The sequence below is a fragment of the Arthrobacter sp. APC 3897 genome (assembly GCF_030407495.1).
Lineage (GTDB): Bacteria > Actinomycetota > Actinomycetes > Actinomycetales > Micrococcaceae > Arthrobacter_B.
In genome coordinates this window covers 14,084-40,418 of record NZ_JASDDG010000033.1, presented here as the reverse complement: position 1 = coordinate 40,418, position 26,335 = coordinate 14,084, and the positions used below count along the sequence as shown (strand labels likewise).

The 26,335-nt window shown below is 66.2% G+C and carries 20 protein-coding genes and 2 pseudogenes; 12 read left to right on the top strand and 10 right to left on the bottom strand.

The annotated features are described in order from the left end of the window. Nucleotides 1-2: 2 nt before the first annotated feature. The gene (locus QMA10_RS15150; RefSeq protein WP_290169649.1) at nucleotides 3-617 is read right to left on the bottom strand and encodes a TetR/AcrR family transcriptional regulator; all 615 of its coding nucleotides are present in this window, start codon (nucleotides 615-617) and stop codon (nucleotides 3-5) included. A gap of 115 nt (nucleotides 618-732) precedes the next feature. On the opposite strand from QMA10_RS15150, the gene moeB reads away from it, so the two are divergent. After that, complete coding sequence (moeB, locus tag QMA10_RS15145; RefSeq protein ID WP_290169648.1) at nucleotides 733-1,920, top strand: molybdopterin-synthase adenylyltransferase MoeB; 1,188 nt, start codon at nucleotides 733-735, stop codon at nucleotides 1,918-1,920. 57 nt (nucleotides 1,921-1,977) lie between these two features. Here the strand turns inward: moeB and QMA10_RS15140 are convergent, their stop codons facing one another. Next, a complete protein-coding gene (locus tag QMA10_RS15140) occupies nucleotides 1,978-3,336 on the bottom strand; it encodes a glutamyl-tRNA reductase (RefSeq protein ID WP_290169647.1) in 1,359 nt (452 codons plus the stop codon). Nucleotides 3,337-3,492: 156 nt separating this feature from the next. Here QMA10_RS15140 and hemE point away from each other — a divergent pair, with 156 nt between their 5' ends. The 8 genes from hemE (at nucleotide 3,493) to hemL (ending at nucleotide 12,290) form a co-directional block, all read left to right on the top strand. Continuing rightward, on the top strand, nucleotides 3,493-4,554 hold the full coding sequence (hemE, locus tag QMA10_RS15135) for a uroporphyrinogen decarboxylase (RefSeq protein WP_290169646.1): 1,062 nt from the start codon (nucleotides 3,493-3,495) through the stop codon (nucleotides 4,552-4,554). A gap of 2 nt (nucleotides 4,555-4,556) precedes the next feature. After that, entirely contained in the window at nucleotides 4,557-6,110 is a 1,554-nt protein-coding gene (gene hemG, locus QMA10_RS15130; protein ID WP_356835312.1) for a protoporphyrinogen oxidase, read from the top strand. 74 nt (nucleotides 6,111-6,184) lie between these two features. Further along, on the top strand, nucleotides 6,185-6,901 hold the full coding sequence (gene hemQ, locus QMA10_RS15125) for a hydrogen peroxide-dependent heme synthase (RefSeq protein ID WP_290169645.1): 717 nt from the start codon (nucleotides 6,185-6,187) through the stop codon (nucleotides 6,899-6,901). A gap of 65 nt (nucleotides 6,902-6,966) precedes the next feature. Then, on the top strand, nucleotides 6,967-8,094 hold the full coding sequence (locus QMA10_RS15120; RefSeq protein WP_290169670.1) for a ferrochelatase: 1,128 nt from the start codon (nucleotides 6,967-6,969) through the stop codon (nucleotides 8,092-8,094). Then, complete coding sequence (gene hemC, locus QMA10_RS15115; protein ID WP_290169644.1) at nucleotides 8,094-9,050, top strand: hydroxymethylbilane synthase; 957 nt, start codon at nucleotides 8,094-8,096, stop codon at nucleotides 9,048-9,050. Before QMA10_RS15120 ends, hemC begins: the two co-directional genes overlap by 1 nt. A gap of 24 nt (nucleotides 9,051-9,074) precedes the next feature. Further along, nucleotides 9,075-9,950: a uroporphyrinogen-III synthase gene (locus QMA10_RS15110; protein WP_290169642.1), complete on the top strand. Its 876-nt coding sequence runs from the start codon at nucleotides 9,075-9,077 to the stop codon at nucleotides 9,948-9,950. A gap of 31 nt (nucleotides 9,951-9,981) precedes the next feature. Continuing rightward, nucleotides 9,982-10,965, top strand: a complete 984-nt coding sequence (gene hemB, locus QMA10_RS15105; protein WP_290169641.1) for a porphobilinogen synthase — start codon at nucleotides 9,982-9,984, stop codon at nucleotides 10,963-10,965. Next, a complete protein-coding gene (hemL, locus tag QMA10_RS15100; RefSeq protein WP_290169640.1) occupies nucleotides 10,965-12,290 on the top strand; it encodes a glutamate-1-semialdehyde 2,1-aminomutase in 1,326 nt (441 codons plus the stop codon). Before hemB ends, hemL begins: the two co-directional genes overlap by 1 nt. An 87-nt stretch (nucleotides 12,291-12,377) precedes the next feature. Here hemL and QMA10_RS15095 read toward each other — a convergent pair whose 3' ends face one another. The 4 genes and pseudogenes from QMA10_RS15095 to QMA10_RS15080 form a co-directional block, all read right to left on the bottom strand. Beyond that, nucleotides 12,378-13,217, bottom strand: a complete 840-nt coding sequence (locus QMA10_RS15095; RefSeq protein ID WP_290169639.1) for a MetQ/NlpA family ABC transporter substrate-binding protein — start codon at nucleotides 13,215-13,217, stop codon at nucleotides 12,378-12,380. A gap of 296 nt (nucleotides 13,218-13,513) precedes the next feature. Next, nucleotides 13,514-14,191 (bottom strand): annotated as a pseudogene (locus QMA10_RS15090) (methionine ABC transporter permease); the annotation flags it as partial. Then, complete coding sequence (locus tag QMA10_RS15085; protein WP_290169637.1) at nucleotides 14,188-15,177, bottom strand: ATP-binding cassette domain-containing protein; 990 nt, start codon at nucleotides 15,175-15,177, stop codon at nucleotides 14,188-14,190. The gene QMA10_RS15085 and the pseudogene QMA10_RS15090, both read right to left, overlap by 4 nt. Before the next feature lie 284 nt (nucleotides 15,178-15,461). After that, the gene (locus QMA10_RS15080; RefSeq protein ID WP_290169636.1) at nucleotides 15,462-16,145 is read right to left on the bottom strand and encodes a 3'-5' exonuclease; all 684 of its coding nucleotides are present in this window, start codon (nucleotides 16,143-16,145) and stop codon (nucleotides 15,462-15,464) included. 72 nt (nucleotides 16,146-16,217) lie between these two features. Here QMA10_RS15080 and QMA10_RS15075 point away from each other — a divergent pair, with 72 nt between their 5' ends. The 3 genes from QMA10_RS15075 to QMA10_RS15065 are packed head-to-tail and all read left to right on the top strand — an operon-like array spanning nucleotide 16,218 to nucleotide 23,460. Further along, entirely contained in the window at nucleotides 16,218-16,622 is a 405-nt protein-coding gene (locus tag QMA10_RS15075) for an MGMT family protein (RefSeq protein WP_290169634.1), read from the top strand. After that, nucleotides 16,619-19,942, top strand: a complete 3,324-nt coding sequence (locus QMA10_RS15070; protein WP_290169633.1) for an ATP-dependent DNA helicase — start codon at nucleotides 16,619-16,621, stop codon at nucleotides 19,940-19,942. The genes QMA10_RS15075 and QMA10_RS15070 overlap by 4 nt, the downstream gene beginning before the upstream one ends. Next, nucleotides 19,939-23,460, top strand: a complete 3,522-nt coding sequence (locus QMA10_RS15065) for an ATP-dependent DNA helicase (RefSeq protein WP_290169631.1) — start codon at nucleotides 19,939-19,941, stop codon at nucleotides 23,458-23,460. Before QMA10_RS15070 ends, QMA10_RS15065 begins: the two co-directional genes overlap by 4 nt. A gap of 93 nt (nucleotides 23,461-23,553) precedes the next feature. Here QMA10_RS15065 and QMA10_RS15060 read toward each other — a convergent pair whose 3' ends face one another. From QMA10_RS15060 to QMA10_RS15045, 4 genes and pseudogenes are all read right to left on the bottom strand, one after another. Beyond that, nucleotides 23,554-24,216, bottom strand: a complete 663-nt coding sequence (locus tag QMA10_RS15060; RefSeq protein ID WP_290169630.1) for a hypothetical protein — start codon at nucleotides 24,214-24,216, stop codon at nucleotides 23,554-23,556. A 23-nt stretch (nucleotides 24,217-24,239) separates the two neighbouring features. Next, on the bottom strand, nucleotides 24,240-25,169 hold the full coding sequence (locus QMA10_RS15055) for an ABC transporter ATP-binding protein (RefSeq protein WP_290169628.1): 930 nt from the start codon (nucleotides 25,167-25,169) through the stop codon (nucleotides 24,240-24,242). Then, nucleotides 25,166-25,552, bottom strand: a complete 387-nt coding sequence (locus QMA10_RS15050) for a GntR family transcriptional regulator (RefSeq protein ID WP_290169627.1) — start codon at nucleotides 25,550-25,552, stop codon at nucleotides 25,166-25,168. Before QMA10_RS15050 ends, QMA10_RS15055 begins: the two co-directional genes overlap by 4 nt. Nucleotides 25,553-25,841: 289 nt before the next feature. Beyond that, nucleotides 25,842-26,335, bottom strand: a pseudogene (locus QMA10_RS15045) (hypothetical protein); the annotation flags it as partial.

The following is a 26,335-nucleotide window of genomic DNA, read 5'->3' as shown; positions in this document are numbered from 1 at the left end:
CTCTAAATCTCCTTGGGGAACCGGCTGATTCCGCGCCAAGCTAAACGGTAGACAAGCTCGGACGCCGCGTCGATGTCCAAGTCTCCATCCGTCTCCAGCCAGTAGCGGGCACTTACCTGGGCCATTCCGGCCAGAGCCCGGCCCAGCAGCGTGGCCTCCACATGTGAAAGCTTGGTGTCTTCGGCGATGACGCCGGCAATATTGGACGCGAACCGGGCATTGAATTCCTCGATCCGTGCGCTGACCTCCGCGTCATTGGTCATGTCGGATTCAAAAACCAGCCGGTGGCCCTGGCTGTCCTGAGCCACGAAGCGGAAGTAGGCCCGCATGGTTTCCCGGACGCGCAGCTTATTGTCGGTGGTGGAGTTCAGGGCGCCGGTGAGGAACTCTGTCAGGGTGCCCAAATGGTCCTCAAGCAGGGCCAGATACAACTCCCGCTTGCCCGGAAAATGCTGATAGAGAACGGGTTTGCTGACCTTGGCCGCCTCGGCGATGTCATCCATGGCCGCTCCGTGGAAACCGTTGCCGACAAAGACTTCCTGCGCCGCGTTCAGCAGTTGGCGCCGCCGTTCCTCCCGGGGGAGCCGGGTTGGCCTGCCGGTTTGCTGGTTGCTCACGTGTATGGACCTCTCAACGGCACCGGGCCAAGGTACCCGGTCAACGGCCTTCAGTTTACCCGCGGGTAACAGGTCCGGCAGGCTACGCAGCACGTTTGGGTACTAGATTGGATTCATGAGTGAGCCACAAACAGGAGTACTGCCGCCGCTGGTGGAACCTGCGCCAGCGCTGACCCCTGAGGAAATCCGCCGCTATTCCCGGCACCTGATCATTCCGGAGTTCGGGATGGTTGCCCAGCAGCGGCTGAAGAATGCCCGTGTCCTGGTCATCGGGGCAGGCGGTCTGGGCTCGCCGGCACTGCTGTATCTCGCGGCCGCCGGCGTGGGAACGCTGGGAATCGTTGACGACGACACTGTGGATGAGTCCAACCTGCAGCGCCAGGTCATACACGGGGTATCGGATATCGGCAGCTCCAAAGCCGAATCCGCGCGGCGGAGCATCCACGAACTGAACCCTCTGGTGACGGTGCAGCTGCACCCGGTGCGCCTGACGGCGGCCAACGTGCTGGAGATCTTTGCCGGCTATGACCTGATCCTGGACGGTACCGACAACTTTGCCACCCGCTACCTCGTCAATGATGCTGCGGAAATCCTGGGCAAGCCGTATGTCTGGGGGTCAATCCTCAGGTTCGACGGCCAGGTCAGCGTGTTCTGGGGACGGCACGGACCCACCTACCGCGATCTTTACCCGGAGGCACCCCCGGCCGGCTCGGTTCCCTCCTGCGCGGAAGGCGGAGTTCTGGGAGTGCTGTGCGCGCAGATTGGATCCGTCATGGTCAACGAGGCCGTGAAACTGATTACCGGTACCGGAGTAACGCTTCTGGGCCGGGTGCTGGTGCTCAATGCCCTGGACATGGCCTGGCGGGAGATCCGGGTGCGCAGGGATCCGGCTGCCGGGCAGGTTACCGAGCTGGAGGAAGACTATGAGGCGTTCTGCGGAGTGCCGGCCCCCGGCGCAGGCGAAAGCGCGGCGGAACCTGCCGTTGACGTCCGGGAACTGCAGCGGCTGCTTGTCTCCCGGGCGGCGGGGGAGAGCGCCTTTGACCTGATCGATGTCCGGGAGCCCGGCGAGCATGCCATTGTCAGCATTGGCGGCGCGGAGCTGATGCCCCGTGCCGGAATTTTGTCCGGGGAGACGCTGCCGGCCCGCGGCAGGGAGCTGTACGTGCACTGCAAATCCGGAGGGCGGTCAGCGGAGGTGGCCGCGTTCCTCAGGACGCAGGGCTATGACCGGGTGTTCAACGTGCAGGGCGGCATCCTGGCATGGGTGCGGGAGATTGAACCGGACAAGGTTCTGTACTGAGAAGAAGATCCCGTACTGAGGGTCCTGTGCTGAAGGTTTCTGTGCTCGAACTGCTGGTCAGGCGGACGCTGCGGTGTCAGTGCCGTCTTCGGAAATGTCTGACCCGGTGCTGACATGATGGCCGGGTCCATGGGGTGCGGACGGACGCCGGCGTTCCACCGGCTGATCCAGGCTGATGCCGAACAGGGCCTCAAGACCTTTGATGTAGTCATCCTGCTGGCCGCTGGCGGCAAGCTCGCGCGCCCGGACCGTGGGGACATGCAGCAGCTGCTTGACCATGCGGCGCATGGCGAACTCCACTTCCTCGGCAGCCCCGGTGCAGCCGTGCTGGGCGCGGACCTTCTCGAGCTCGGAATCAAGGACGTTGAGGGTGTGCCGGCGCAGGGCCACAATCGCGGAGTCCATCTGGCGGCTCAGCTGGTGTTCAGAGAATGCCTTCGCGGCGTCAGCCACGATGCTGCTGGCCTGCTTCAAGGACTCTGCCTGCTCGGCCGGGGCGGCCAGACGCACTGATTCCAGGGTGATCAGCTCCACCCCGTCCAGCTCACGGACATCCGGATCGAAGTCGTGGGTGAGGGCAAGGTCAATTATGATCAGGGGCTTGTTGCTGGATTTCCGGACGCGCCTGATGTCTCCGGCGCTGACCTGGCTTTCGCTTCCGCTGCAGCCGATGACGACGTCCGCCGCGGCCAGGGCAGCCGGCAGGGATTCGCGGGTCAGCGGCGTTCCGCCGCGCGATGCGGTGAACGACTCGGCCCGTCCGGACGAGGAATACACGCTGATCCGGCTGCAGCCGCGCTCCTTGAGCAGTGCCATGGTGGCTCCGGCATAGGCGCCGGTGCCAAAGACAACAACGTCCTTGGCGGACCAGTCCGTGTCCATCGACAGGTCAGTGGCCAGTTCCAGCGCCACCGAGACAATGGAAAGTCCCCGTTTACCGAGGGCTGTCAGTGCTCCAACATCTTTGGCGGTCCGGGAAGCTGTCTGGAAAAGGCGGGTGAGGCCGCCGCTGGCCGTGCCGTTTTCCTGCGCTTCGATGAGGGCGCGGCGCACCTGTCCGGCAATTTCACGCTCGCCCACCACTGCGGAATCCAGCCCCGCGCCGACGGCGAACAGGTGTTTGGCTACGGATTCGCCGGTATTGGTTTCCAGGGAGCGGGAGACCAGGTCCTTGGACAGGCCGGAATGCCGGCTGATTTCTGCGACGGCGGCGGAACGGGCGGCTTCAATGTCCGCCTCCGACTTTGCCTCGCAGTAGACCTCGAACCGGTTGCAGGTGGCCAGGACCACGGATCCGGTCACCGCGGATCCGGTTTCGAGCAGGGAGGAGGGGACCTGGGAGGCGCCGGCGCTGAGGCGGGCAACGGTTTCCAGGTCAACATCGGAGTGCGTCGCAATTAAGGAAAGTAGAACCACAGTGCCTCAATACTAGCCACCGGATCTGGGCGAACCCCAATAGGGCGCCCTTACCTGGGCCGTTTTCACCTGTGTTTCCCCTCACCTGTTCGGCCGCAGCGGGGCATCACTGCGGCCCGGTTATCCTTCGGGCCGGATTTTGGAGAGAATCAGGGTATGACTCTTAGCGCCTCTCATCCGCTCATGGATGGCCGCACGGCCGATTCCCCCCTGATTACCGCCTACCGGGGTGGAACTCCCTCCCGCCGGCCGGTCTGGTTCATGCGCCAGGCCGGAAGGTCGCTTCCCGAATACCGCAAGCTGCGGGAGGGAATTGCGATGCTGGATTCCTGTCTGGACCCCGCGCTGGCCTCCGAAATCACGCTGCAGCCCGTCCGCCGGCACGACGTTGACGCCGGTATCTTCTTCTCGGATATCGTCATCCCGCTCAAGCTGGCCGGTGTCGACGTCGACATTGTCCCGGGCGTCGGTCCGGTCCTGGGCGCGCCGGTGCGCACCGCAGCGGATGTTGCCGCACTGCCGGCCCTCACCGAAGAGGCGCTGGAACCGATCCGCGAAGCAGTGCGCCTGACGGTGGCGGAACTCGGCAAGACTCCGCTGATCGGATTTGCCGGTGCCCCGTTTACGCTGGCCGCCTACATGGTGGAGGGCAAGCCCTCCCGCGACCACCTGGGTCCGCGCACCATGATGCATGCTGACCCGGACGCCTGGCGTGCTCTGACTGAGTGGGCCGCAGATGCTTCGGGAATGTTCCTGCGCGCCCAGCTTGAAGCGGGAGCCAGCGCCGGGCAGCTCTTTGACTCCTGGGCAGGATCACTTGGACTCGCGGATTACACCCGCCATGTGGCGCCGGCGTCGACCCGCGCGCTGGACCATGTCCGGGATCTTGGTGCGCCGCTGGTGCATTTCGGCACCGGAACCTCCGAGCTGCTGGGGGCCATGCGTGATGTTGGCGTTGATGTGGTGGGAGTCGATTACCGCTTGCCGCTGGACGAGGCCAACCGCCGGCTCGGCGGAGCAACGCCCCTGCAGGGAAACATTGACCCGGCTCTGCTGAACGCCCCGTGGCCGGTGCTGGAAGCCCATGTGCGCGAGGTCCTGGCCGCCGGAGCCGCTGCGCCGGGCCATGTGGTGAACCTGGGTCACGGGGTGCCCCCTGAAACGGATCCGGACGTCCTGACGCGGGTGGTACAGCTTATCCATTCAGTGGAGCCGTAACCGTGCCGCACCGTCCAGTCCTTCCCCATTTGCCGGCGGCCCTGTCCCATTTTCCGGCCGCCCGGAAAACGGCTCCCGATGCTGTTCCGGAGGTGCCCGGACCCGCCCCGAAAACCGCAGTGGTGGTAGGCGGCGGCATGTCCGGTCTGATCGCTGCCAGGGACCTGGCCCGCAGCGGCCTGTCCGTCACGCTGCTGGAGGCCGGACCTGACCTTGGCGGCTGTGTTGGTGCGCACTCTGTTGCGGGATTGACCCTGGACAGCGGTGCGGAGTCCTTCGCTACGCGGTCCCGGGCCGTGCCGGACCTGATTGAAGAACTGGGCCTGGGGCACGCCGTCGTTCAGCCCAACCGGGACGGCGCCTGGCTGCAGCTGGCCGGTGAAGACACTGCAGCGTCCGCCCAGCGGATGCCGCAAACCGGCCTGCTCGGCATTCCCGCGGACCCGCGGGCGCCCGAAATTGTGCAGGCCATTGGCCGCACGGGTTCCGCGCGGGCAGCGCTGGACAAGGTGTTGCCGGTAGGCAGCCTGGCCCGCCGGGAAACTGTGAGCCTGGGCGAAGTGGTCCGCACCCGCATGGGCGACGCGGTGCTTCGCCGGCTGGTTGCCCCGGTGGTGGGCGGCGTGTATTCCTCGGATCCGGATGTGCTGGACGCGGACTCGGTGGCTCCGGGCCTCCGCGCTGCCCTGGCCGAGCACGGATCCCTTGCCGGAGCAGTAGCGTCCATGCGGGCTGCAGCCCCCGCCGGTTCCGCCGTCGCCGGGCTGGCCGGAGGAATGGGAAGGCTCACGCGCGCGCTGGAGGAGGACCTGCTGGCGCTGGGGGTCAGGATCCGCACCGGAGCGGCCGTCACGGCCGTGGGGCACAGCGGCAGCGGGTGGACGGTCTCGATCGCCGGAGATGAGGCGCCCGAGGCGGAAACTGTCACCGCAGACACGCTGGTCATGGCAACGGACGGCCCGTCCGCTGCTGTCCTGCTGGCAGACACCGTGCCGGAACTGGCCGCGGCACGCCCGGGTCCGGGTCCCGGCGTCGCCCTCGTCACCCTCGTTGTGGACCAGCCGGATCTGGATGCCCACCCGCGCGGCACCGGCGTACTCGTTGCGGCGGACGTTGATGCCGTTGATGCGAAGGCGCTGACGCACGCCACGGCAAAGTGGCAGTGGCTCGCCGATTCCACCGGGCCGGGAACGCACGTGCTGCGGCTCTCCTACGGGCGGGCGCTGAGTGCTGCCGACACGGCGGTGCAGCCAAGCCCGGTGGGGCGCGATGACGAGGACCTCTTTGCCCAGGCCCTCGCAGATGCCTCGGTGCTGCTGCAGGTCCCGCTGGGAGTGGATGATGTTGTGGGCTGGGACGTGGTGCGGTGGGTCGGCGCCCTGCCTTCTGCCGCCGTCGGGCACCGTGAGCGGGTGGCCGCGGTCCGCGCCGCCGTGGACAAGACTGCCGGGCTGGAAGTGGTGGGCGCCTGGCTGGCCGGTACCGGGCTGGCCGCCGTCACGGCTGATACGCGCACCCGGATCGCCGGGCTGGTGGAACAGCTGGGCCGGCAGTGATCTTTATCACTTTCTACAAGAAGTAGAAGTGGAGTATTTCGCCTAAGCCTGCCCGGAAGGGCAGACTGTTAATCATGAGTGAGCCCATGGGACAGAGCACCGCAGAAACAGCCGACACCGAAGAACAGTTCTTCACCCTCTGGACCGTTTTCAAGCGGTCCGCAGCGGGCGTGGCATCAGATGCCGCTGCCGATTCCGATGACATCAAAGCCTTTGAGGCCTTGACCGAAAAACTGTCAGAGCGCCACGTCACCCTACGCGGGCTGTACGACGTCTCTGCCATGCGCGCCGATGCCGACGTCATGGTCTGGCTGCACGGCGGCCGCGCCGAAGACCTGCAGTCAGCCGTCCGCGACATCCGCCGCTCCGGCCTGTTCAACGGAACCGAAATTGCGTGGTCTGCCATGGGTGTGCACCGCGATGCGGAGTTCTCCAAGAACCACTGGCCGTCCTATGCCCGGGGCATCGATCCCGAGGCCTGGATCTGCGTCTACCCGTTTGTCCGCTCCTACGAGTGGTACCTGCTTCCCGCCGAGGAGCGCGGCAAGATGCTGCGCGACCACGGCATGCTGGGACGCGAATTCCCGCAGGTTCTGGCCAACACGGTTGCCTCGTTTGCCCTCGGCGACTGGGAATGGATCCTGGGGCTGGAGGCTCCCAACCTGGTTGACCTGGTGGACATGATGCGTCACCTGCGCTCCACCGAAGCCCGTAATCACGTCCGCGAAGAAATCCCCTTCTATACCGGCCGGCGCATCGACGCCGCGGAAGTTGCCGAGGTACTGAAATGACAACTGAGTCTTCCAACGAGTCCGCAGCATTCAACCCGCTTGACGGCGTTGACGAGAACGGACGCATGGCACCCCAGCATTACGACGCGATCCTGCTGGCGTCCTTTGGCGGCCCCGAAGGGCAGGAAGATGTCATTCCGTTCCTGCGGAACGTCACCCGCGGCCGGGGGATCCCGGACGAACGGCTGGAGGAAGTGGCTACCCACTACCGCGCCAACGGCGGCATCAGCCCGATCAACGAGCAGAACCGTGCCCTGAAGGCGGCCATCGAGGCTGAGCTGAAGCGCCGCGGCATTGACACTCCGGTGCTGTGGGGAAACCGGAACTGGGCTCCCTACATCAAGGACGTGCTGCAGGAAGCGTATGACACCGGTTACCGCCGGCTGCTGATGGTCACCACCAGCGTGTACTCCTCCTACTCCAGCTGCCGCCAGTACCGCGAGGACCTCGGCATGAATCTGCTGGCCACCGGGCTGGACAAGAAGCTGCAGGTGGACAAGGTCCGCCAGTACTTTGACCACCCCGGGTTTGTGGAGCCGTTCGTGGAGGGCGTCCGCGATTCCCTCGCCCGCGTCCGCGAGCAGCTGGCCGCCGAAGGCAAGGAGGACGGGAAGATTGAAATCCTGTTCTCCACGCACTCCATTCCCACGGCCGACGCCGAGGCTTCCGGCCCGCGCGACCGCGAGTTCGAGGAGGGCAGCGCCTACGTTGCCCAGCACCTCGCCAACGCCCGCGCCATCATGGACCGCGTTCCCGAAGCTGCCGGCCTGGACTGGCAGCTGGTCTACCAGTCCCGTTCCGGATCCCCGCACACCCCGTGGCTGGAACCGGACATCAACGACGCCATTGCAGAACTGCCCGCCAAGGGAGTTCAGGGCGTTGTCATTGTGCCGCTGGGCTTCGTCAGCGACCACATGGAAGTTCTCTGGGACCTGGACACCGAGGCCATGGACACCTGCCGGGAACTGGGTCTGGCGGCACACCGCGCACCCACCCCGGGCATCCACGAGACCTTCGTTTCCGGCCTGGTGGATCTACTGTCCGAGCGGACCGCTGAAAACAACATTGCCGACCGTCCCGCCCTGACCCCGCTGGGTCCGTGGTACGACGTTTGCCGGCCGGGCTGCTGCGCCAACCTGCGCGGCGAAAAGCCCACCATTGCAGGCGCCGATTCCACGGTGGGGATCCAGTAGTGGCGCATTCGCCTGTACTGATCGGAACCCGGGGCAGTGCCCTGGCCGTCACCCAGACCACCACGGTGGCCAACGCGCTTGCTGAACTGGGCGGGTTTGAGGTTGACCTGGTCCGGGTGCGGACCGAGGGGGACATCAACCGGGCCGCCCTGTCCCAGATTGGCGGCACAGGTGTCTTCGTCGCCGCGCTGCGGGATTCCCTGCTGCGCGGGGACTGCGACGTTGCCGTGCACTCCCTCAAGGACCTGCCGACGGGTGCAGCGGAGGGACTGGCCATTGGTGCCATCCCGGGCCGGGTGGATGTTCGTGACGCGCTGTGCGCCCGCGACGGCCTGACCCTGGCGCAGCTGCCCGAAGGTGCCCGCGTGGGCACCGGATCCCCGCGGCGGGCCGCACAGCTCCGTTCCGTGCGCCCGGACCTGGAGGTGGTGGATATCCGCGGCAACGTGGACACCCGCCTGGGCCGGGTAGCCGGGCTGGTGGAAGGCGCTCCCGGGGACCTTGACGCCGTCGTACTAGCGGCCGCGGGCCTGGCGCGCCTGGGCCGTCTGGAGATGGTCTCGGAATTCCTGGACCCCTCCGTCATGCTGCCCGCTCCCGGCCAGGGAGCCCTGGCCGTGGAATGCCGGACCGCGGACGCCGCCGAAGGACCGCTGAGCCGGGCACTGGCTGCCTATGACAACAATGCCGCGCGCTTGACGGTGACGGCGGAGCGGGCCCTGCTGAACCGGCTGGAAGCCGGCTGCACCGCACCCATTGGTGCGTTGGCCACCGTGACCGAGGACCGGCTGCACCTGGAGGCCGTGGTCTGCAGCGACGACGGCTCCAGGGTGATGCGGCGGTCAGCGGCCACAGCCGAGCTGGATGAAGACGGCGCCCGTGCCCTGGGCGTCCGCCTGGCTGAGGACCTGCTTGCCGCCGGTGCCGCGTCCCTGACGGACCTGGCGGTCAGCTGATGCTGACCTCCGGAAACCGCTGAAATGTCCCGGGCCAAACACGGAGAACTGGCGGGGCTAAACGTGGTCCTGCCGCGCAGCCCGGACCGGGCCGCGGCAATGACCGCCGAACTGGAATCCCGTGGTGCTGCGGTGGCGCTTCTGCCGCTGATCGATTTCCAGTTTCCGGCAGATACCAGTGAGCTGGACGCGGCGCTGGGATCCCTGCGCTCCGGACGGTTTGCCTGGGTCATCTTCACCAGCGTGACCACCGTGCTTGCCATGGTGCGCCGCTGCGCCGCCCTGGGTGTGCCTCCGGCATCCGCCGTCCCGGCCGGAACCCGGATCGCCGCCGTCGGTACAGGAACCCGCCGAGCGCTCGAGGACATTGGCCTGGCCGTGGACCTGATGCCCGAGGGTGATCATTCCGCCCGCGGACTGGCTGAAACCTGGCCGCACCCTCAGGGGTGGGACCCGGAGGGCGGCTGCCTGCGGATCCTGCTGCCGCAGGCGGACCTTGCCGATCCGGCCCTCCGCGAGAACCTGACATCGCTGGGCTGGGACGTCCGTGCCGTCACCGCCTACTGCACCGTGGACCACCCCGCCCCGGGTGTCCGCTTTACACCCGCAGCTGACGCCGGCGCTGCCGGGACACCACCGCTCATCACCGCCAGGGACTTCCTGGGCGCGGCGCCGGCGGGCCCGCGCGCCGTCGTGCTGACCTCGCCCAGTATCGTTCGCCGGTTCCTGCGGCTCTGCACGCCTGTTCCGGCGGGAACACTGCTGGTGGCCATCGGAGACAGCACAGCGGCGCAGATGGCTGAACTGGACTGCCCGGCCGATGCCGTAGCGGCCCAGCCCACACCCGAGGGAATAGCGCAGGCCCTTGTTGTTGCTATGTCCAAGGGCGCTACAAACTAGTTCCCCGTCATTAACGGAAGGCAGATTATCCATGAGCTTCCCCCACCACCGTCCCCGCCGGCTGCGCACCACGCCGGCCATGAGGCGTCTGACCGCCGAATACCGCTTGGATCCGGCCGAGCTGATCCTCCCCGCCTTTGTCCGCGAGGGCATCACCGAGCCCAACCCGCTGACCTCCATGCCCGGCGTGGTCCAGCACACCATGGATTCGCTGAAGAAAGCCGCCGCGGAGGCGGTTGAGCTGGGAGTGGGCGGGATCATGCTCTTCGGCATTCCCGCCGAGCGCGACGCCGTCGGCAGCGCCGGGACCGATCCGGACGGCATCCTCAACCGCGGCATCGCCGCAGTACGCGAGGAGGTCGGCGATGACCTGGTCATCATGAGCGACGTTTGCCTGGACGAATTCACCGATCACGGGCACTGCGGCGTCCTGGATGAAAACGGTGTCGTGGACAATGACAGCACCCTGGAAATCTACGGCCGGATGGCTGTGGAGCAGGCCCGCGCCGGTGCCCACGTCCTGGGCCCGTCCGGCATGATGGACGGGCAGATTGCGGTGATCCGCCATGCACTGGACACCGCGGGATATCAGGACGTGTCCCTGTTCGCCTATGCCGCCAAGTACGCCTCGGCGTTCTACGGGCCCTTCCGCGAAGCCGTGGATTCCCAGCTCAAGGGCGATCGCCGGACCTACCAGATGGAAGCGGCCAACCGCCGCGAAGCCCTGCTGGAGGTGGAGCTGGACCTTGAAGAAGGTGCGGACATGGTGATGGTCAAGCCCGCCATGAGCTACCTTGACGTGCTCGCTGACGTGGCCGCCATGTCTCCTGTTCCGGTGGGTGCTTACCAGATCTCCGGCGAGTACGCGATGATTGAAGCTGCCGCCGCCAACGGCTGGATTGACCGCCGCCGGGCCATCGAAGAGTCCGTGCTGGGCATCAAGCGGGCCGGCGCAAACATGATTCTCACCTACTGGGCCGCCGAACTGGCAGCCTGGCTGAAGGAAAGCAAGTAATGTCCTCACCTGTCTCGCAGCCGTCCAACGAAGAACTCTTTGACCGTGCCCGGGCTTTGATGCCCGGGGGCGTGAACTCCCCGGTCCGGGCATTCGGATCCGTGGGTGGAACACCCAAGTTCATGGTCTCCGCCAAGGGCCCGTACATCACCGACTCCGAGGGACGCGAATACGTGGACCTCGTCTGCTCGTGGGGACCCGCCCTGGTGGGCCACGCCCACCCGGACGTGCTGGCCGCAGTGCACTCCGCCGTCGACAACGGCCTGTCCTTCGGCGCGTCCACCCCGGCCGAAGCCGAGCTGGCGCAGCTGGTGATGGACCGGGTTCCGGGCGTGAAGCGCCTGCGCATGGTCTCCACCGGCACCGAAGCCACCATGACCGCCATCCGGCTGGCCCGCGGCTTCACCGGCCGCAACCTCGTCATCAAGTTCGCCGGCTGCTACCACGGCCACCTGGACGGGCTGCTGGCCTCCGCCGGTTCCGGCCTGGCCACCCTGGCCCTGCCCGGCTCGGCCGGAGTCACTGAAGCCACCGCCGCTGAAACCCTGGTGCTGCCCTACAACGACGTGGATGCCGTCGAAAAGGCCTTCGCTGAGCACGGAGCCAGCATTGCCGCCGTCATCACCGAGGCGGCACCGGCCAACATGGGCGTGGTAACCCCGGAACCGGGCTTCAACGCAGCGCTGTCGCGCATCACCGCGGAAAACGGCGCCCTGCTGATCCTGGATGAGGTCCTCACCGGCTTCCGCACCGGTCCTGCCGGTTACTGGGGCCTGACCGGTGCCGTGGAAGGCTGGACGCCTGACCTGTTCACCTTCGGCAAGGTCATCGGCGGCGGCATGCCCGTCGCCGCACTGGGCGGCCGCGCCGACGTCATGGACTATCTCGCGCCGCTGGGCCCGGTCTACCAGGCCGGAACCCTGTCGGGTAACCCCATCGCCATGGCCGCCGGTGTTGCCACGCTGAAGGCTGCCACCGCAGAGGTCTATGCCACCGTGGATGCCCGCAGCAAGGAGCTGTCCGCCGCGGTCTCCGCAGCGCTGACTGACGCCGGCGTGGACCACAGCATCCAGCGCGCCGGAAACCTGTTCAGCGTCGCCTTCGGCACCTCCGCCGCCGGCGTGCACAACTACGGGCAGGCCCAGGCGCAGGAAGCATTCCGGTACAAGCCGTTCTTCCACTCCATGCTGGAAAGCGGCGTATACCTGCCGCCGTCGGTCTTTGAAGCCTGGTTCCTGTCCGGCGCGCATGACGACGCCGCCATGGAACGCATCTACGCGGCGCTTCCGGCGGCCGCAAAGGCTGCCGCAGACGCTTTGCCGTAGGGCCCTAGTACCAAAGAAACCCCGCACCTCCCTTTTGGGGGTGCGGGGTTTCCTGTTTGTTCTGCTTCTGGGGGGGGGAGGCGCCGGTTAGAAGGCAGCCGTCACGTCACCGTTGGGCCAGGTTTCCTCGATGAAGGAAGAGACCTCGGGGGAGTGGAGCAGCTCTTCGAGCTTGTCGATCCGGGCGTCCTTATTGCCGGTCTTCCAGGCCAGGAAGTTGGCGTACGGGTTCTCCTCGACGGATTCCACCAGCAGGGCGTCGTCGGTGCTGAGCCCGGCGGCCAGGATGTAGTTGCCGTTCAGGATGGCCAGGTCCACCGTGGGATCGCTGAGGTCATTGACGAGCAGCTCCGGCTGGTTCTCCACGAAGTCCAGGCCCTTGGGGTTCTGCTCATCCGTCAGCGCGAGCACCGATGCATCGTCCTCGATATTCTCCAGCAGCCCGGCTTCTTCCAGGAGAGTCAGCGCCCGGGCCTGGTTGGAGGGGTCATTGGTGATGGCTACGCGGGCACCGTCGCCGACGGCGGTGATGTCCTCGTGCTTTTCCGAGAAGACGGCGTACGGTTCGATGTGGACACCGGAACCGTGTTCGAAGTCGTAGCCCTGGGACTCAACCTGGGATTCGAAATACGGCAGGTGCTGGTAGTAGTTCGCATCCAGCGAGCCGTCATCCAGTGCGATGTTGGGGGTGACGTAGTCGTCGAATTCCTTGATTTCCAGCTCGAGGCCGGCATCGGCGGCCAGATTGTCGGCCACGTACTGCAGGATTTGTGCGTGCGGCAGCGGGCTGGCGCCCACCGTCAGGGTCACGGGGTTTGCCGGGTCCAGAGTGTCAACGGATTCGCTGGAGGCATCGGAGCCTCCGCAGGCGGACAGAGCCAGGGCAGCGGCCACGCCGGTGGCAACGAGAGTCAGTGATTTACGCATCGGGTGCGTTCCTTTCAAATGACCCGGGCTGGAAGGCCAACCCGGACAGTGGGCAGCTAGCGGCTACTGGCTGCGGTTTCCACTCCGTCCGCGGCCGGCAGGGCTGCGGACGGAGCGGGAAAACTACGTGGTCAGCGGCGGATATCCGCGGTGCCGGCGGCATTGTCCGCCGCCGCGTGATCCGCAGCCTGCTCCGGGCCGGCCGGCGGGGCAACAACGCTGACGTCGAGAGCGGCGGCGCCGGGGGCACCGGCAGAACCGGTCCGGCGGCGGCGCTTGGCACCGCCGTCGGCCGATCTGTGGTCCACCCGGCGGGCCGCAACATCGCCGGTGATCTGGATGACCTGGACAATGGCCACGATCACGATAATGGTGACGATCATGACGCCGCTGTCGAAGCGCTGGACACCATAGTTGTAGGCCAGCCGTCCCAGTCCGCCTCCGCCCACGATGCCGGCCATGGCGGAGTAGCCCACCAGCGTGACCATGGTGGTGGTCAGGGCGGCAACCAGTCCCGGCATGGCTTCCGGGAGCAGGACCTTGGAGACAATCTGCATCTTGGTGGATCCCATCACCAGTGCGGCATCAATCTTGCCGCCGGAAACGTCGCGCAGCGCGGTTTCCACCAGGCGGGCGAAGAACGGGATGGTGCCGATGCTCAGGGCCACGCAGGCGGCGATCGGTCCGATGGAGGTGCCGGTGATGATGCGGGCCAGCGGGATCAGCGTCACCATCAGGATGGCGAACGGAATGGAACGGGTGATGTTCACGATGACGCCGCTGACAATCCGGTTGGTGACAGGCAGCGGCCGCAGGCCTCCGGGCGCACTGGTGTGCAGGAAAATACCCAGGGGAAGGCCGATGAGCAGGGTGACAAGGCCGGAGATGCCCACCATCTGCAGGGTTTCCAGAATGGACTCCGGCAAAGCCTTGGTAATTCCGGGGTTGTCCAAAAGCTCGGTCAGGAAATTCATGCGGCCACCTCCACGGCAACGCCCTGATCGGCGAGATAGTCGGTTACGGCACTCATGTCCGTGTGGACGTCGAGCTGGATGCGCAGGCGCCCGAAGCGCTGGCCGGCAAGGGTTTCAACGCTTCCGGCGAGGACGTTCACATCCGTATCAAATCGGCGGGTCAGTGCGGACAGCACCGGTTCCGTGGCGTTGCCGCCCGTGAGCAGCAGCTCCAGGACTGGTCCGGTGGAGTCCCCGGGCAGGAGGGGCGTGGCGGGCAGCGGAATCAGCGCTTTGGCCAGCCGGCCGCCCAGGTTGGAGGCGACCTCGTTCAGCGGGCCGTGCTCGGCCACCCGCCCCGCTTCGAGCAGGGAAACGGAATCGCAGATGCGCTTTACGACGTTCATTTCGTGGGTGATGATGAGCACCGTCAGTCCCAGCCGGTGCGAGAGATCAGAGATCAGGTCCAGGATGTCATCGGTGGTGCCGGGGTCAAGGGCCGAGGTGGGTTCATCGCACAGCAGGATGTCCGGATCCGAGGCCAGCGCACGGGCAATGCCCACGCGCTGCTTCTGGCCGCCGGACAGCTGCGCGGGATAGGCGCCCGCGAAGCTCTCGAGTCCCACCAGCCGCAGGAGGTCGGACACCTTGTCCTGGATGACCTGCTTCTTGGCGCCGGCCAGCTCCAGGGGGTGCGCGATGTTGGCGGCAGCCGTGCGCGAATCCATGAGGTTGGCGTGCTGGAAAACCATGCCGATGCGGCGCCGGGCGGTGCGGATTTCGGAGTCCTTGACTGCGGTCAGTTCCCGCCCGTCAATGGTGACCGAACCCGACGTCGGACGGTCCAGCAGAGTGAGGCATCTCACCAGCGTGGACTTGCCGGCACCGGAATGCCCGATAATCCCGTGGATGGATCCCTTGGGCACGCTTAGGCTGACGCCGTCGAGCGCAGTAACGTCTCGGTCGCCCTGGCGGTAGACCTTGCGCAGGTCGGTAACTGTGATCATTGATCCTCGTGGTCTGTGTATTGGTGCTGGTCAGCGGGCGGTTGCCGGGCGCGGAAAGTACCGGGCACGTCTGGGTGCAGGCCAACCGGGTGGTGTCTGCCAATCACGTGGCACAAGACGCCGGATCCCTGCGAGATGCCCTGCCACGGGGTCTCCGGGTCGCGCCTGGGGCGCCATCAGCGCCAAACACAGCTGTCAGTATCTCATGCAGGTGGCCGTGGACCCGATTCGGCCGGGCTATGTGAAGCATGCTTCCAATATGTTGCTTACCGTGACGCGGGACGTCAGCTGCGCGCGGGCCAGGTGCCGTCCACCACTGCTGAGGGGTCCCTGCGCCGCAGGTACTCCTGGAAGCTTGCTGCCTGTTCACGGGCCCAGCTGACCTGAGCCTCATGCAGCAGCGCGGCTTCGCGGTGCAGAACAGGGAACTTGCCCGCCATGGCCCGGGCAACCCCGATGGTGGCCATCACGTCCGCGGCAGAGGTGTGCGCGTTCTCGAAGCCGACGCCGTAGTGTTCCGTCAACGCGGTCAGCGTCCGCTTTCCGCGGCGGTAACGGTCCACCTGCTTGTCCAGGATGTAGGGATCGATGACGGGTGCGGGAGCCGGCGGTGTCAGCCCGAACCGTTCGCACTCCCGGTTCAGGACGGTGAAGTCATAGGAGGCATTGAACGCCAGGACCGGCGTGCCCGCTGCGAAGAGGCTTCCCAGCACGCCGGCAATTTCAGCGGTCACTTCGGCTGCCGGCCGGCCCTGCGCACGGGCGTGTTCGGTGCTGATGCCGTGGATGGCGGCAGCCTCGGCGGGAATATCCTCTTCGACGGCGGCAAGCCACTCATGATGCTTCAGGACTTCCCCCCGGCCGTTGACCAAAATGATGGAAGCGGTAACGATGCGTGCGGTCTGCGGGTCGCGGCCGGTGGTCTCGAGATCAAAGGCCGCGTGGGGAAGTTCATGCCAGCTGTTCATGAAATAAACGTACCGTTGGGCACTGACAATCCAAGATTCCGGTCCGGCCTGCGCCCGGCTTACGCTGGTGACATGCGCAGTGACTACGTCGAAGCCGTGCGTTCGGTGATTGAGCTGATACCGCCCGCCCGAGTGCTTTCCTACGGGGATGTCGCCGAAATCCTCAGCCGCGGCGGTCCGCGCCAGGTGGGCGCCGTCCTGTCCCGCCACGGAGCAGGCCTGCCCTGGTGGCGGGTGATCCGCGCCGGCGGTGAACCTCCCCGGTGCCACGGCCGGCGGGCCTGGGCGCATTACGCTGCCGAAGGCACTCCGGTGACGGGAACCCCGGACGACGACGGCGGCGGCTACCGGGTGCGGATCGGCGCCGCGCGGTGGTTCCCGACGGAAACGGAGTGGGCCGCCATCGAGGTTCTGCGCGCAGGGCTGGAGGCCGCCGGGCCGGAAGTGTCGGCGGGACGTGATGAAGTAGAGGCATGAGCGTAAAACTGCATTTGGTGGGGCCCTCGGCGGCAACCGCACAGGCCCCGGAACTGACGCCGGACCAGCAGGCGGTCGTGGACCTGCCCGCAGGCAGCGGTCCGGTCCTGGTACTGGGCGCTCCCGGCACCGGCAAGTCCACGGTCCTGGTGGAGGCTGCGGTTGCCCGGATCAGCCGCGGACTGGATCCCGCGGGACTGCTCCTGCTGGCTCCCACGCGCCTGGCCGCAGCGGCCCTGCGCGACGCGCTGTCCGCGAGGCTGCAGGGCACCCTGAGCACCTCCCCGGCCCGAACCTGGGCGTCCTACGCCTTTGACCTGATCCGGCGGGCCAAGGCCGAAGGCCGGCTGCCGTACATTACGCGGGCGCCAAAACTGCTTTCGGGCGCCGAGCAGGACGTCATCATCAAGGAACTGCTGGAGGGGCACGGGCAGCAGGGGATCCCCGCCCTGCCCTGGCCGGAATCGCTGGACCTGGCCCTGCCGACGCGGGGCTTCCGGCAGGAAATCCGGCAGCTGTTTGACCGCATCATCGAGTACGGCATCTCCTCGGACCGGGTGGCGGATCTGGGCCGCCGGCACAACCGGCCGGACTGGGTGGCCGCGGCTGCCCTGTACGAGGAATACCGTGACGTCCTGGATATCAGGATGCCCGAGGCGTTTGACCCGGCCGGCATCATCACCACCGCACTGGAAATTTTGACATCGGATCCTGAATTCCTCGCCGCGGAACGCGCCCGCCAGCAGCTCATCCTCGTTGACGATCTGCAGGAGGCCAACCCGGCTATCCACGCCCTGCTGGGACTCCTCACAGGAGGCGGGGACGCCGTGGTCACCGCATGCCCCGACACCGTGGTGCAGGGCTTCCGCGGTGCCCGGCCGGACCTGCTGGGCAACCTGGCCGGGACCCTTGGCGAGAACCTGCAGACCTTTGTCCTGTCCGGTCCGCACCGGCTGACAGGTTCCATTGCCACGGCCTGGCTCCGCACTGCATCGCGCATATCGGTGGTCAGGCAGCTGCCCCGCTACCGGGCAGCAGTTCTTCCCGCCGGTGACCCGGAGAAACCGGGGGGTGCAGGGTCCGCCAAGGATGCAGGCTCGGCAGCGGTACCCGCTGACGCCCCGGTTTCCGGCCGGGCCGAGGCACACGTCGTCGATTCGCCCATGCATGAACTGCGCTACATTGCCCAGCGTATCCTGCAGGCACAGCTGCTGGACGGCCGGAGCCTGGAAGACATGGCTGTTATTGTCCGCACCGGCGGGCAGCTGGCGCGGATCCAGCGCTACCTCAGCGGCCAGGGGATCGAGGTTAAGGTACCGGTTGCGGAAAAAGCGGTTCGGGACGAGGCCGCTGTGCGGCCCCTGCTGGACGCTTTCGCCGTCGTGCTGAACCCGGACCTGCTCACGCCTGAAACGGCCGTCGCACTGCTGACCTCGCGGATTGGCGGCGCCAGCTCAATTGAACTGCGCCGGCTGCGCCAGTCACTGCGGCGGGAAGAAATGCGCGGCGGAGGCGGACGCGCCAGTGACGCACTGCTGGTGGAGGCGCTGCTGGATCCGCTGTCACCCAGCGGGCTGGCGCTCGCCGGATTGTCCTGGGAAGCACGGGCAGCCCAGCGGCTGGCTGCCATGCTGCGCGCCGGCCGCGCTGCGGCGGACCAGCCCGGCGCCACGGCCGAAACCGTGCTGTGGGCACTGTGGTCCGCATCCGGCTGGTCCAAAAAATGGGCTGAAGCTGCGCTCTCCGGAGGGGCTGCCGGGGCACGGGCGGACCGGGACCTGGACGCCATCATGGCACTGTTCCAAACTGCCGAACGCTACGTCGACCAGCTGCCGGGCTCCACGCCGGCCCAGTTCCTTGACTACCTGACCAGCTCCGAACTGCCGATGGACACCCTGGCCGCCCGCGCCCAGCGCAGGGATGCCGTGGAACTGCTGACACCGGCCAGCGCCGCAGGACGGGAATGGCCCATGGTCATTGTTGCCGGCGTCCAGGACGGGGTCTGGCCCAATCTCCGGCTCCGCGGCGAACTGCTGGGCAGCGGAGACTTGGTGGCCGCCATCGAACACGGAGACGGTTTCGCCAAACACCGCAGCCCCCAAACCCTGATGCACGCCACCCGGCATGATGAGCTGCGCAGCTTTTCAACCGCAGTCTCGCGCGCCCGCGATCTGCTGATCTGCACAGCTGTGTCCTCAGATGATGAACAGCCCTCCCCGTTCCTGGACCTGGTGGAACCGCTGCCGCCCGAAGCGGTGAAACGGGAACGCACCGAGGTCCTGCGTCCGCTCACCCTGCGCTCCATGGTGGCGGAACTGCGCGCCCATGCGCAGCAGCGGGAGGAAAAGCCGGAACTCGCCCGTGAAGCAGTCCATCATCTGGGCACCATGCTCAACCACCCGGTGCGCGTTCCCGGCGCCGCGCCGTCCGAGTGGTGGGGACTGGCGCCCCTGTCCACCGATGCTCCGGTGATCCCCGGCGAAACTCCCATTCCGGTATCGCCGTCCAAGGTTGACGCTGTGCTGAAATCCCCGCTGAGCTGGTTTGTCTCGGCTGCGGGCGGGGAGCAGGCAACCGACTTCGCCCGTTCCCTGGGCACCCTGGTGCATCAAATCGCGCAGGACCTGCCGGACGCTTCGGGCAGTGAGTATGTCGCTGAACTCCAGCGCCGCTGGCCGGCCCTGGGCATGAAGGACAACTGGGAAGGCAAAATCGATTTCAAGCGCGCCGAAACCATGGTGCGCAAACTCGCCGAGTACGTCATCAGGATGAGGCAGGAAGGGCGCTCCCTGGTGGACGTGGAACGCGACTTCGCCGCGGAAATCCCCGTAGAGATCCGGGGACAGGAACGGACCGCCCTGCTGCGCGGACAGATCGACCGCCTGGAGATCGACGCCGAGGGCAGATTGTTCATCGTTGACCTGAAGACGGGAAAGTCGGCCCCCAAGAAGGACGATCTGAAAGAACACCCCCAGCTGGCTGCTTATCAGGAAGCCGTGCGGGAGGGTGCCGTCACCCGGGAAAAGCCGGACGGGAAGGACGGTCCCGCGACGACGCCGGAGCCGCCGTCGTCTCTGCCCGGCGGGGCGGCGCTGGTGCAGCTGGGCACCACCAACAAGGGCGTGTCCGTGCAGGAACAGGAACCGCTGGATCCCGAAGACACCCGGGCGCAGGACATGATCCGGACGGCAGCTGCGCTGATGTCCGATTCCGCCTTTGACACCGTGCATGACCCCACACGCAGCGGATTCGGCGGCCACGGCTGCCGTCTTCCTGAAATCTGCCCGCTCTGCCCCGAAGGAAAGCAGGTCACCGAATGAGTGCCTCCCTGAGTGAAACCCTGCCTCCCGAAGTTCCCGGCACACCCCGGTATTCGGCCCGCGAGCTGGCTGAAATGCTGCACACCGATCCGAAGAACCCGGTGCAGTACCCCACCGATGACCAGATCGGCATCATTGAAGCGCCCCTGGAACCGCTGCTGGTCATTGCCGGTGCCGGATCGGGCAAGACCAAAACCATGGCGGACCGGGTGGTGTGGCTGGTGGCGAACCAGCTCGTCCGCCCGGAACAGATCCTGGGCGTGACGTTTACGCGCAAGGCCGCAGGCGAGCTGGAAACCCGCATCCGGCAGCGGCTGGACCTGCTCCATCGGGTCCGCTCGGCCGGCACAGCCGATCCGGGCCTGATTCCGCCGGGAACCGGTCCCGATGAAAGCGCCGACGCCCGGCTGGATCCCACCGTGTCCACCTACCATTCCTACGCCAACGGCATCGTCAACGACTACGGTCTGCGCCTGGGCGTGGAACGGGACTCCGTGATGCTCGGCGGAGCCCAGTCCTGGCAGCTGGCCACCGAAGTGGTGGAGGCCTACACCGGAGAGTTTGAACACTTCACGGCCGCAAAATCCACCCTGGTCAACGGCGTCCTGCAGATGGCCGGTGAATGCGCGGAACATTTGCAGGACCCGGCCCGCGTTCGGGAGCACCTGGCGGAGCATCTCGCCGTCATTTCCGGACTGCCGTACCAGGCCGGTAAGACCAAGGCTGCAACCGCAGCGGTGCAGAAGCTGATGGACCGGCTGCGCACCCGCATCTCCGTCACGGAACTGGTCGAGAACTACCGCAGGGCCAAGTCCGAACGCCGGCAGCTGGACTTCGGCGATCTGGTGGAACTGGCGGCCAGGATCGCCGCCACCATTCCCGAGGCCGTTGAAATGGAGCGGGCAAAGTACAAGGTGGTCCTGCTGGATGAATTCCAGGACACCTCCCATGCCCAAATGGTGCTGTTTTCGCAGCTGTTCGGTGACGGCCGTGCCGTCACGGCTGTAGGGGATCCGCATCAGTCAATTTACGGTTTCCGCGGCGCCTCGGCCGGTCAGCTGGGGACGTTCCGGGACCAGTTCCCGCTGTTCCTGCCCGACGGTTCCCGGGCGCTGGCACCGGTAGCCAATCTTTCGGTGGCGTGGCGCAACTCCACCTCCATCCTCGCCACCGCCAACACCGTCTCGGCACCGCTGAACACCACCGCACCGTGGCTGAAACACCAAAGGCTGCCGCACGTTCCCGAACTGCAGGCCAAGCCGCAGGCACCGTTGGGCGAGGTCTATCTCGGGCGTTATCTGGCGGACGTTTCAGTACCCGGGACCGAAGATGCTGAAGACATCCCGGGGGAAGCCGACGCCGTGGCTGACCAGGTGCTGCGCCACCGCAGACGGCGTTTCGAGACCGACGATGCAGGCAAGGACCTCCAGCCCACCGTGGCCGTCCTGTGCCGCGGGCGCAAACAGTTCGGACCCATCCGGGAGGCACTCGAAGCACGCGGCATCCCTGTGCAGATCGTGGGCCTTGGCGGTCTGCTGTCCACGCCTGAAGTGGTGGACCTCCTGGCCGTCCTTCGCGTCCTGGGGGACCCGGGACGCTCGGATTCGATGCTGCGGATCCTGGCCGGAGCCCGGTGGCGGATAGGTCCCGCAGACCTGATGGCACTGGCCGACTGGTCACGGCACCTCGTCCGGGTCCGGGAACGGGCTATGTCCGTGGCCGATGCGGCCGACGTCCACCGTCCCGATGAGGCGCCGGACGGCGAAACGGTGGTGGAAGCGGACATGGCGGAGGCCGGTTCCCTGGTGGAAGCCGTTGATGCGCTTCCGCGCCCGGATTGGGTCTCCAACGCCGGACGGTCCATTTCCCCGGAAGGGCTGCGCCGGCTGACCGTGCTGCGCGACGAACTGCGGGACCTGCGCAGCTATGTCGGCGAGGACCTCACCACTTTGATCGGTGAGGTTGAACGCCGGATCCTGCTGGACATCGAAGTTGCAGCCAAGCCCGGCGTCACCATTCACGAGTCCCGGCGGAACCTGGATGCTTTCGTGGACGCCGCAGCCACGTTCAGTGCGTCGAGCGACAGGGTGGACCTGATGGCCTTCCTGGCCTGGCTGGAGGCTGCCAACGAGGAAGAAAACGGACTCCCTGTCACGCAGCTCGAAGCCAGCCGCGACGCCGTGCAGCTGCTGACCGTCCATGCATCCAAGGGACTGGAATGGGACGTGGTGGTGGTTCCGGGACTAAACGAGGGCCAGTTCCCCAATGACCGTGACTCGCGCTGGAGCAGCGGGGAGGGGGCCATTCCCTGGCCCCTGCGGGGTGACGCCCCCGACCTTCCGCAGTGGGACTGGGAGCAGGAGGATCAGAAGGGCTGGGTGGACAGCGAGAAGGCCTTCAGTGAAGACGCGCGCGGACATGCGGAGCGTGAAGAACGCCGGCTGGCCTACGTCGCCTTTACCAGGGCCAAATACGTGCTGATCTGCACCTCCAGTGCGTGGGGAGGCGGGAGGTCCAAGCCGACGGCGGTCTCCCGTTACCTCCAGGACCTGTACGACCTCGGGAAGGACGGAGCTCCCGGATTCCATCTCCTGTCATGGGTGGACGAAGGGAATGAGGGAACCACCAACCCGGCCAATGCGGACGTCCAGCGCCGGAGCTGGCCCATCGATCCGCTGGGGGAGCGGCGGGCAGACATGCAGGCTGCCGCCACGGCAGTCCTCGACGCAGCGGCACGCCAGTCGGGACGTGTGGGGCAGTCAGAAATCGACATCCTCACCGGGGCGGATGCCCTTCCGGAAGAGGAACCCCGTGAGTCATCCGGCAGTGTGTTTGAACCTACCCGGTGGGCAAAAGAGGTGGAGCTGGTCCTGGCACGGCACCGCCCGGCCGACCAGGTGGTGGAAGTGGAACTGCCCGCCCACATTTCCGCCTCCCTGCTCGTGGATCTGAAAGACGATCCCGAGGAAGTCACCCGGCAGCTGCGGCGTCCCGTGCCGCGGGAGCCGGGCATGGCGGCCCGCAAGGGAACGGCGTTCCACGCCTGGGTCGAGGAGTTCTTCGGGACCAGCGGCATGCTGGACATCGATGAGCACCCCGGGGCGGCCGACGCCTACGTGGACGAGGCCTATCAGCTCGAAGACATGATTGCCACGTTCGAGGCCTCGCCCTGGGCGCAGCGCACTCCGGCCTTCATTGAGGTGCCGGTGGAAACCAGGGTGGATACGGTGGTGGTGCGCGGACGCATCGACGCCGTCTTCCAGGACGCGGACGGAACCTGGGACCTCATCGACTGGAAAACCGGATCACCGCCGTCCAGGGACAAGCTAGAAGTCCGCTCGGTCCAGCTGGCGGTGTACCGGTTGGCGTGGGCCCGGCTGAAACAGGTTCCCCTGGAGAAGGTCAACGCCGCCTTCTATTACGTGGCAGCGGACAAGCTGATTCGTCCCTATAACCTGCTGGGGGAGAAGGAACTCGAGGACATTATCCGGTCGGCTCATTCAGCGGGCGGGAACTGATCCCGGACAACAAAAGTGCCGCCGCCCGATGAAGGGACGGCGGCACTTTCCGGTATTTACCGGATTGCCCTGCCGGTTGCGACGAAGACCTGCCTAGGGCGTGGCCCGGCGAAGGGTTGCGTAGGAACCTAAGGCCAGCACAACGCCGCCCAGCAGGAGCCAGCCCGTCAGCGCGAGAGGAGTCAGCTGGACAAACCAGGCTCCCACCGCCGCCCAGGACTCCGTCCAGGTGGCCGAAGCCACGGCGCCCAGAAGAACTGCGGCAAACCCCAGAAGAGCAACCAGCAGGCCGGTGGCACGCCACCGCTTGTAGACCGTGGCAAACCAGAAACCGAACATGAACAGCAGCGTCGACAGCGCGAAGTAGAGCAGGATCTGCGTGTACCAGGCAGACTGCACGATCCAGGGAATCGCGAAGATGGCGCCGTTCACGCCCCAGCCATTGGTGGCTTGCTCGACGAGGCCGAGGAGCCAGTAGAGCACGCCGAGCCCGAGGGCCATGACGGCGAACAGTCCCAGGGTTCCAATGTAGAAGGAACGCCTGCTGACGCTCATGGCCTGTGAGAACGGAAAGGTCAGGGTGAGGGCCTGCACGCCGATGCCCAGAAAGTACCACATGACTGACTGCCCGGAGAGGGCCATCCTGGTGCCGCCGGTGTCCGGGATAACCGCCAGGATGGCCACGGCGATCAGCGTGGAGGAGACGAGGATGATCGCCGGGATGCCGAGGTAGATCCATTTGTTGAGCAGCTGCATGCGAGCTACTGCCAGCGGCCGGTTCATCGCAGCACCTCCAGATTCGTGTTGTTGGTTTCGTCCGAAGAGCCGGGGCCCTCATTCGCTTTGAGGGTTCGGCGGACAATCAGCTGCTGCAGCGAGACCGGTGCGAGTTCCAGGCCCAGGGTCCGTGCAAGCTCCCGGTCGTCCGCGCCCAGCCGGCTGTCCAGCGTCACCGAGGAAAGTGCTCCGAGCGAGTCCCGGTGCAGAACCGGCCTGTCACCCACAAACTTCTCCACCGCGGCGGCGGAACCGGCGACGGCGAAGGCGGAGCCCGTGACGGCATCCACTTCGTCATCCATGATGATCCGCCCGTGGTCGATGACGATCACATGTTCCAGCAGATTCGCCACTTCGTCGATCAGGTGGGACGAAAGGATGATGGTCCGGGGATGATCGGCGAAGTCGGTCAGCAGCCTGTCGTAGAAGAGCTGGCGTGCCACCGCATCCAGGCCCAGATAGGGCTCGTCAAAGAAGGTCAGCTCGGCCCGTGAGGCCAGCCCGATGATGACTCCCACCGCCGAGAGCTGGCCGCGTGAGAGCTTTTTGATCCGGTGCTTTTTCGGAGCGGGCAACTGGAAATCAGCCAGCAACACCTCCGCCAGGCCTTTGTCCCAGCGGGGGAAAAACAGTGCCGCCGCGTCCAGGGCGTTGCGGATCGTGAAATCGTCAGGGTATTTCTGCGACTCACGGACAAAGCACATCCGGGACAGGACGGACTCGTTTTCGAACGGGTGTGCACCGAAGATCCGGACATCCCCCGAGCTGGCGAACGCCTGGGCAGTGAGGATGGACATCAACGTGGTCTTTCCGGCTCCGTTGCGGCCCAGCAGACCGTAGATTCGGTTGGCCGGCAGGGAAAGGGTCACATTGTCCAATGCCGTCTGGTCTCGGTAACGGCGGGTGAGGTTGCGGGTTTCTACGACGTTCATGGTGCCGGGGTCCCTTCGCGATCGGCGGCACTGCGGTGGATGAGAGTGGATAACTCGTCGGCGCCGATGCCGAGCTTTCGTGCTTCATCGGCAACGGGTTGGATGTACTGGCGGTAGAACTGTTCACGTCGCTTGGCCAGGACGGCGGCGCGGGCTCCGGGGGCTACAAACATTCCGATGCCGCGACGTTTGTAGAGGAGGCCCTCGTCCACCAGCACATTGACGCCTTTGGCCGCGGTTGCCGGATTGATGCGGTAAAAGGCAGCAAATTCGTTGGTGGAGGGAACCTGGGCTTCCTCGGCAAGGACGCCGTCCAGGATGTCGGCCTCAATGCGCTCAGCTATCTGCACAAAGATGGGACGGCTGTCATCGAAAACGTTCACGAATGCGGCCTGGGGGTCATGACCTGCCTCGGTTTCACAGAGTGCGGATCGGGTAGTGCCTGATCCAGCTGTTTGGTTAGTTAGTTGTGTAACTAACCATAGAACCTCGAACGGCTCAGGGCAATTGTCTGAGCGAAGGAATCTGGGCAGCAAAAAACGGGAGGGCAGCAAGGTTCCCTCCCGAGGTGGGGTTAAGGACTGCGGAGGAGAGGGGTGCCGGACAGGGTTTGCCGTGCACCGGGGCGGCAGGGCAGTGCCGGCCCGCCCAGTTTAATCCTGGTTGACCGGCCTACTTCTTCTTGATTGGGCCGAACTTCTTTTTCGCGGGGGCCTGATTCTGCTGCTTCCCGTGTGAACCAGAACCAGCCTGCTGCTTGACCGCCTCGTCGGAACGTGCGGCGGAGGATGGATTCCCGTTCTGCGCTTTTCCGGACTCAGCTTCAGGCCCGCTGCCGGCGTCGACGACAGTGCGCTCAGCCGGAGGGGTGCCCTGACCCGTTGCGCTGCCGGTCTTCAGGGTGCTGTCGGTCTCGGATCCGACAGGCGCAGCCTCGATGGGCATGACCGTAACGCGTGAAGAGCCGGCAGTCACCGTAGCGCCGACTTTCGGACTCTTGGCCGGAGCCGGATGAGAAACGGGAAGTGCAACTGAAGGTGCGGCGGCCCGGCCCGCCGCCGCAGCGGCATCGGCTGCCGCGGCCTTTTCCGCGTAAGCGGCCGCGTAGGCTGCGGCCCGTTCGGCGGCCAGGGCAGCGGCGTCATCCTGCTCGGCCTTTTCCACGG

Excerpts from the sequence above, each read along its gene's own strand:
- moeB (WP_290169648.1), top strand. The coding sequence starts at position 733 with ATGAGTGAGCCACAAACAGGAGTACTGCCGCCGCTGGTGGAACCTGCG.
- hemE (WP_290169646.1), top strand. The coding sequence starts at position 3,493 with ATGACTCTTAGCGCCTCTCATCCGCTCATGGATGGCCGCACGGCCGAT.
- hemQ (WP_290169645.1), top strand. The coding sequence starts at position 6,185 with ATGAGTGAGCCCATGGGACAGAGCACCGCAGAAACAGCCGACACCGAA.
- QMA10_RS15120 (WP_290169670.1), top strand. The coding sequence starts at position 6,967 with ATGGCACCCCAGCATTACGACGCGATCCTGCTGGCGTCCTTTGGCGGC.
- QMA10_RS15110 (WP_290169642.1), top strand. The coding sequence starts at position 9,075 with ATGTCCCGGGCCAAACACGGAGAACTGGCGGGGCTAAACGTGGTCCTG.
- hemB (WP_290169641.1), top strand. The coding sequence starts at position 9,982 with ATGAGCTTCCCCCACCACCGTCCCCGCCGGCTGCGCACCACGCCGGCC.
- hemL (WP_290169640.1), top strand. The coding sequence starts at position 10,965 with ATGTCCTCACCTGTCTCGCAGCCGTCCAACGAAGAACTCTTTGACCGT.
- QMA10_RS15095 (WP_290169639.1), bottom strand. The coding sequence starts at position 13,217 with ATGCGTAAATCACTGACTCTCGTTGCCACCGGCGTGGCCGCTGCCCTG.
- QMA10_RS15085 (WP_290169637.1), bottom strand. The coding sequence starts at position 15,177 with ATGATCACAGTTACCGACCTGCGCAAGGTCTACCGCCAGGGCGACCGA.
- QMA10_RS15080 (WP_290169636.1), bottom strand. The coding sequence starts at position 16,145 with ATGAACAGCTGGCATGAACTTCCCCACGCGGCCTTTGATCTCGAGACC.
- QMA10_RS15075 (WP_290169634.1), top strand. The coding sequence starts at position 16,218 with ATGCGCAGTGACTACGTCGAAGCCGTGCGTTCGGTGATTGAGCTGATA.
- QMA10_RS15070 (WP_290169633.1), top strand. The coding sequence starts at position 16,619 with ATGAGCGTAAAACTGCATTTGGTGGGGCCCTCGGCGGCAACCGCACAG.
- QMA10_RS15065 (WP_290169631.1), top strand. The coding sequence starts at position 19,939 with ATGAGTGCCTCCCTGAGTGAAACCCTGCCTCCCGAAGTTCCCGGCACA.
- QMA10_RS15060 (WP_290169630.1), bottom strand. The coding sequence starts at position 24,216 with ATGCAGCTGCTCAACAAATGGATCTACCTCGGCATCCCGGCGATCATC.
- QMA10_RS15055 (WP_290169628.1), bottom strand. The coding sequence starts at position 25,169 with ATGAACGTCGTAGAAACCCGCAACCTCACCCGCCGTTACCGAGACCAG.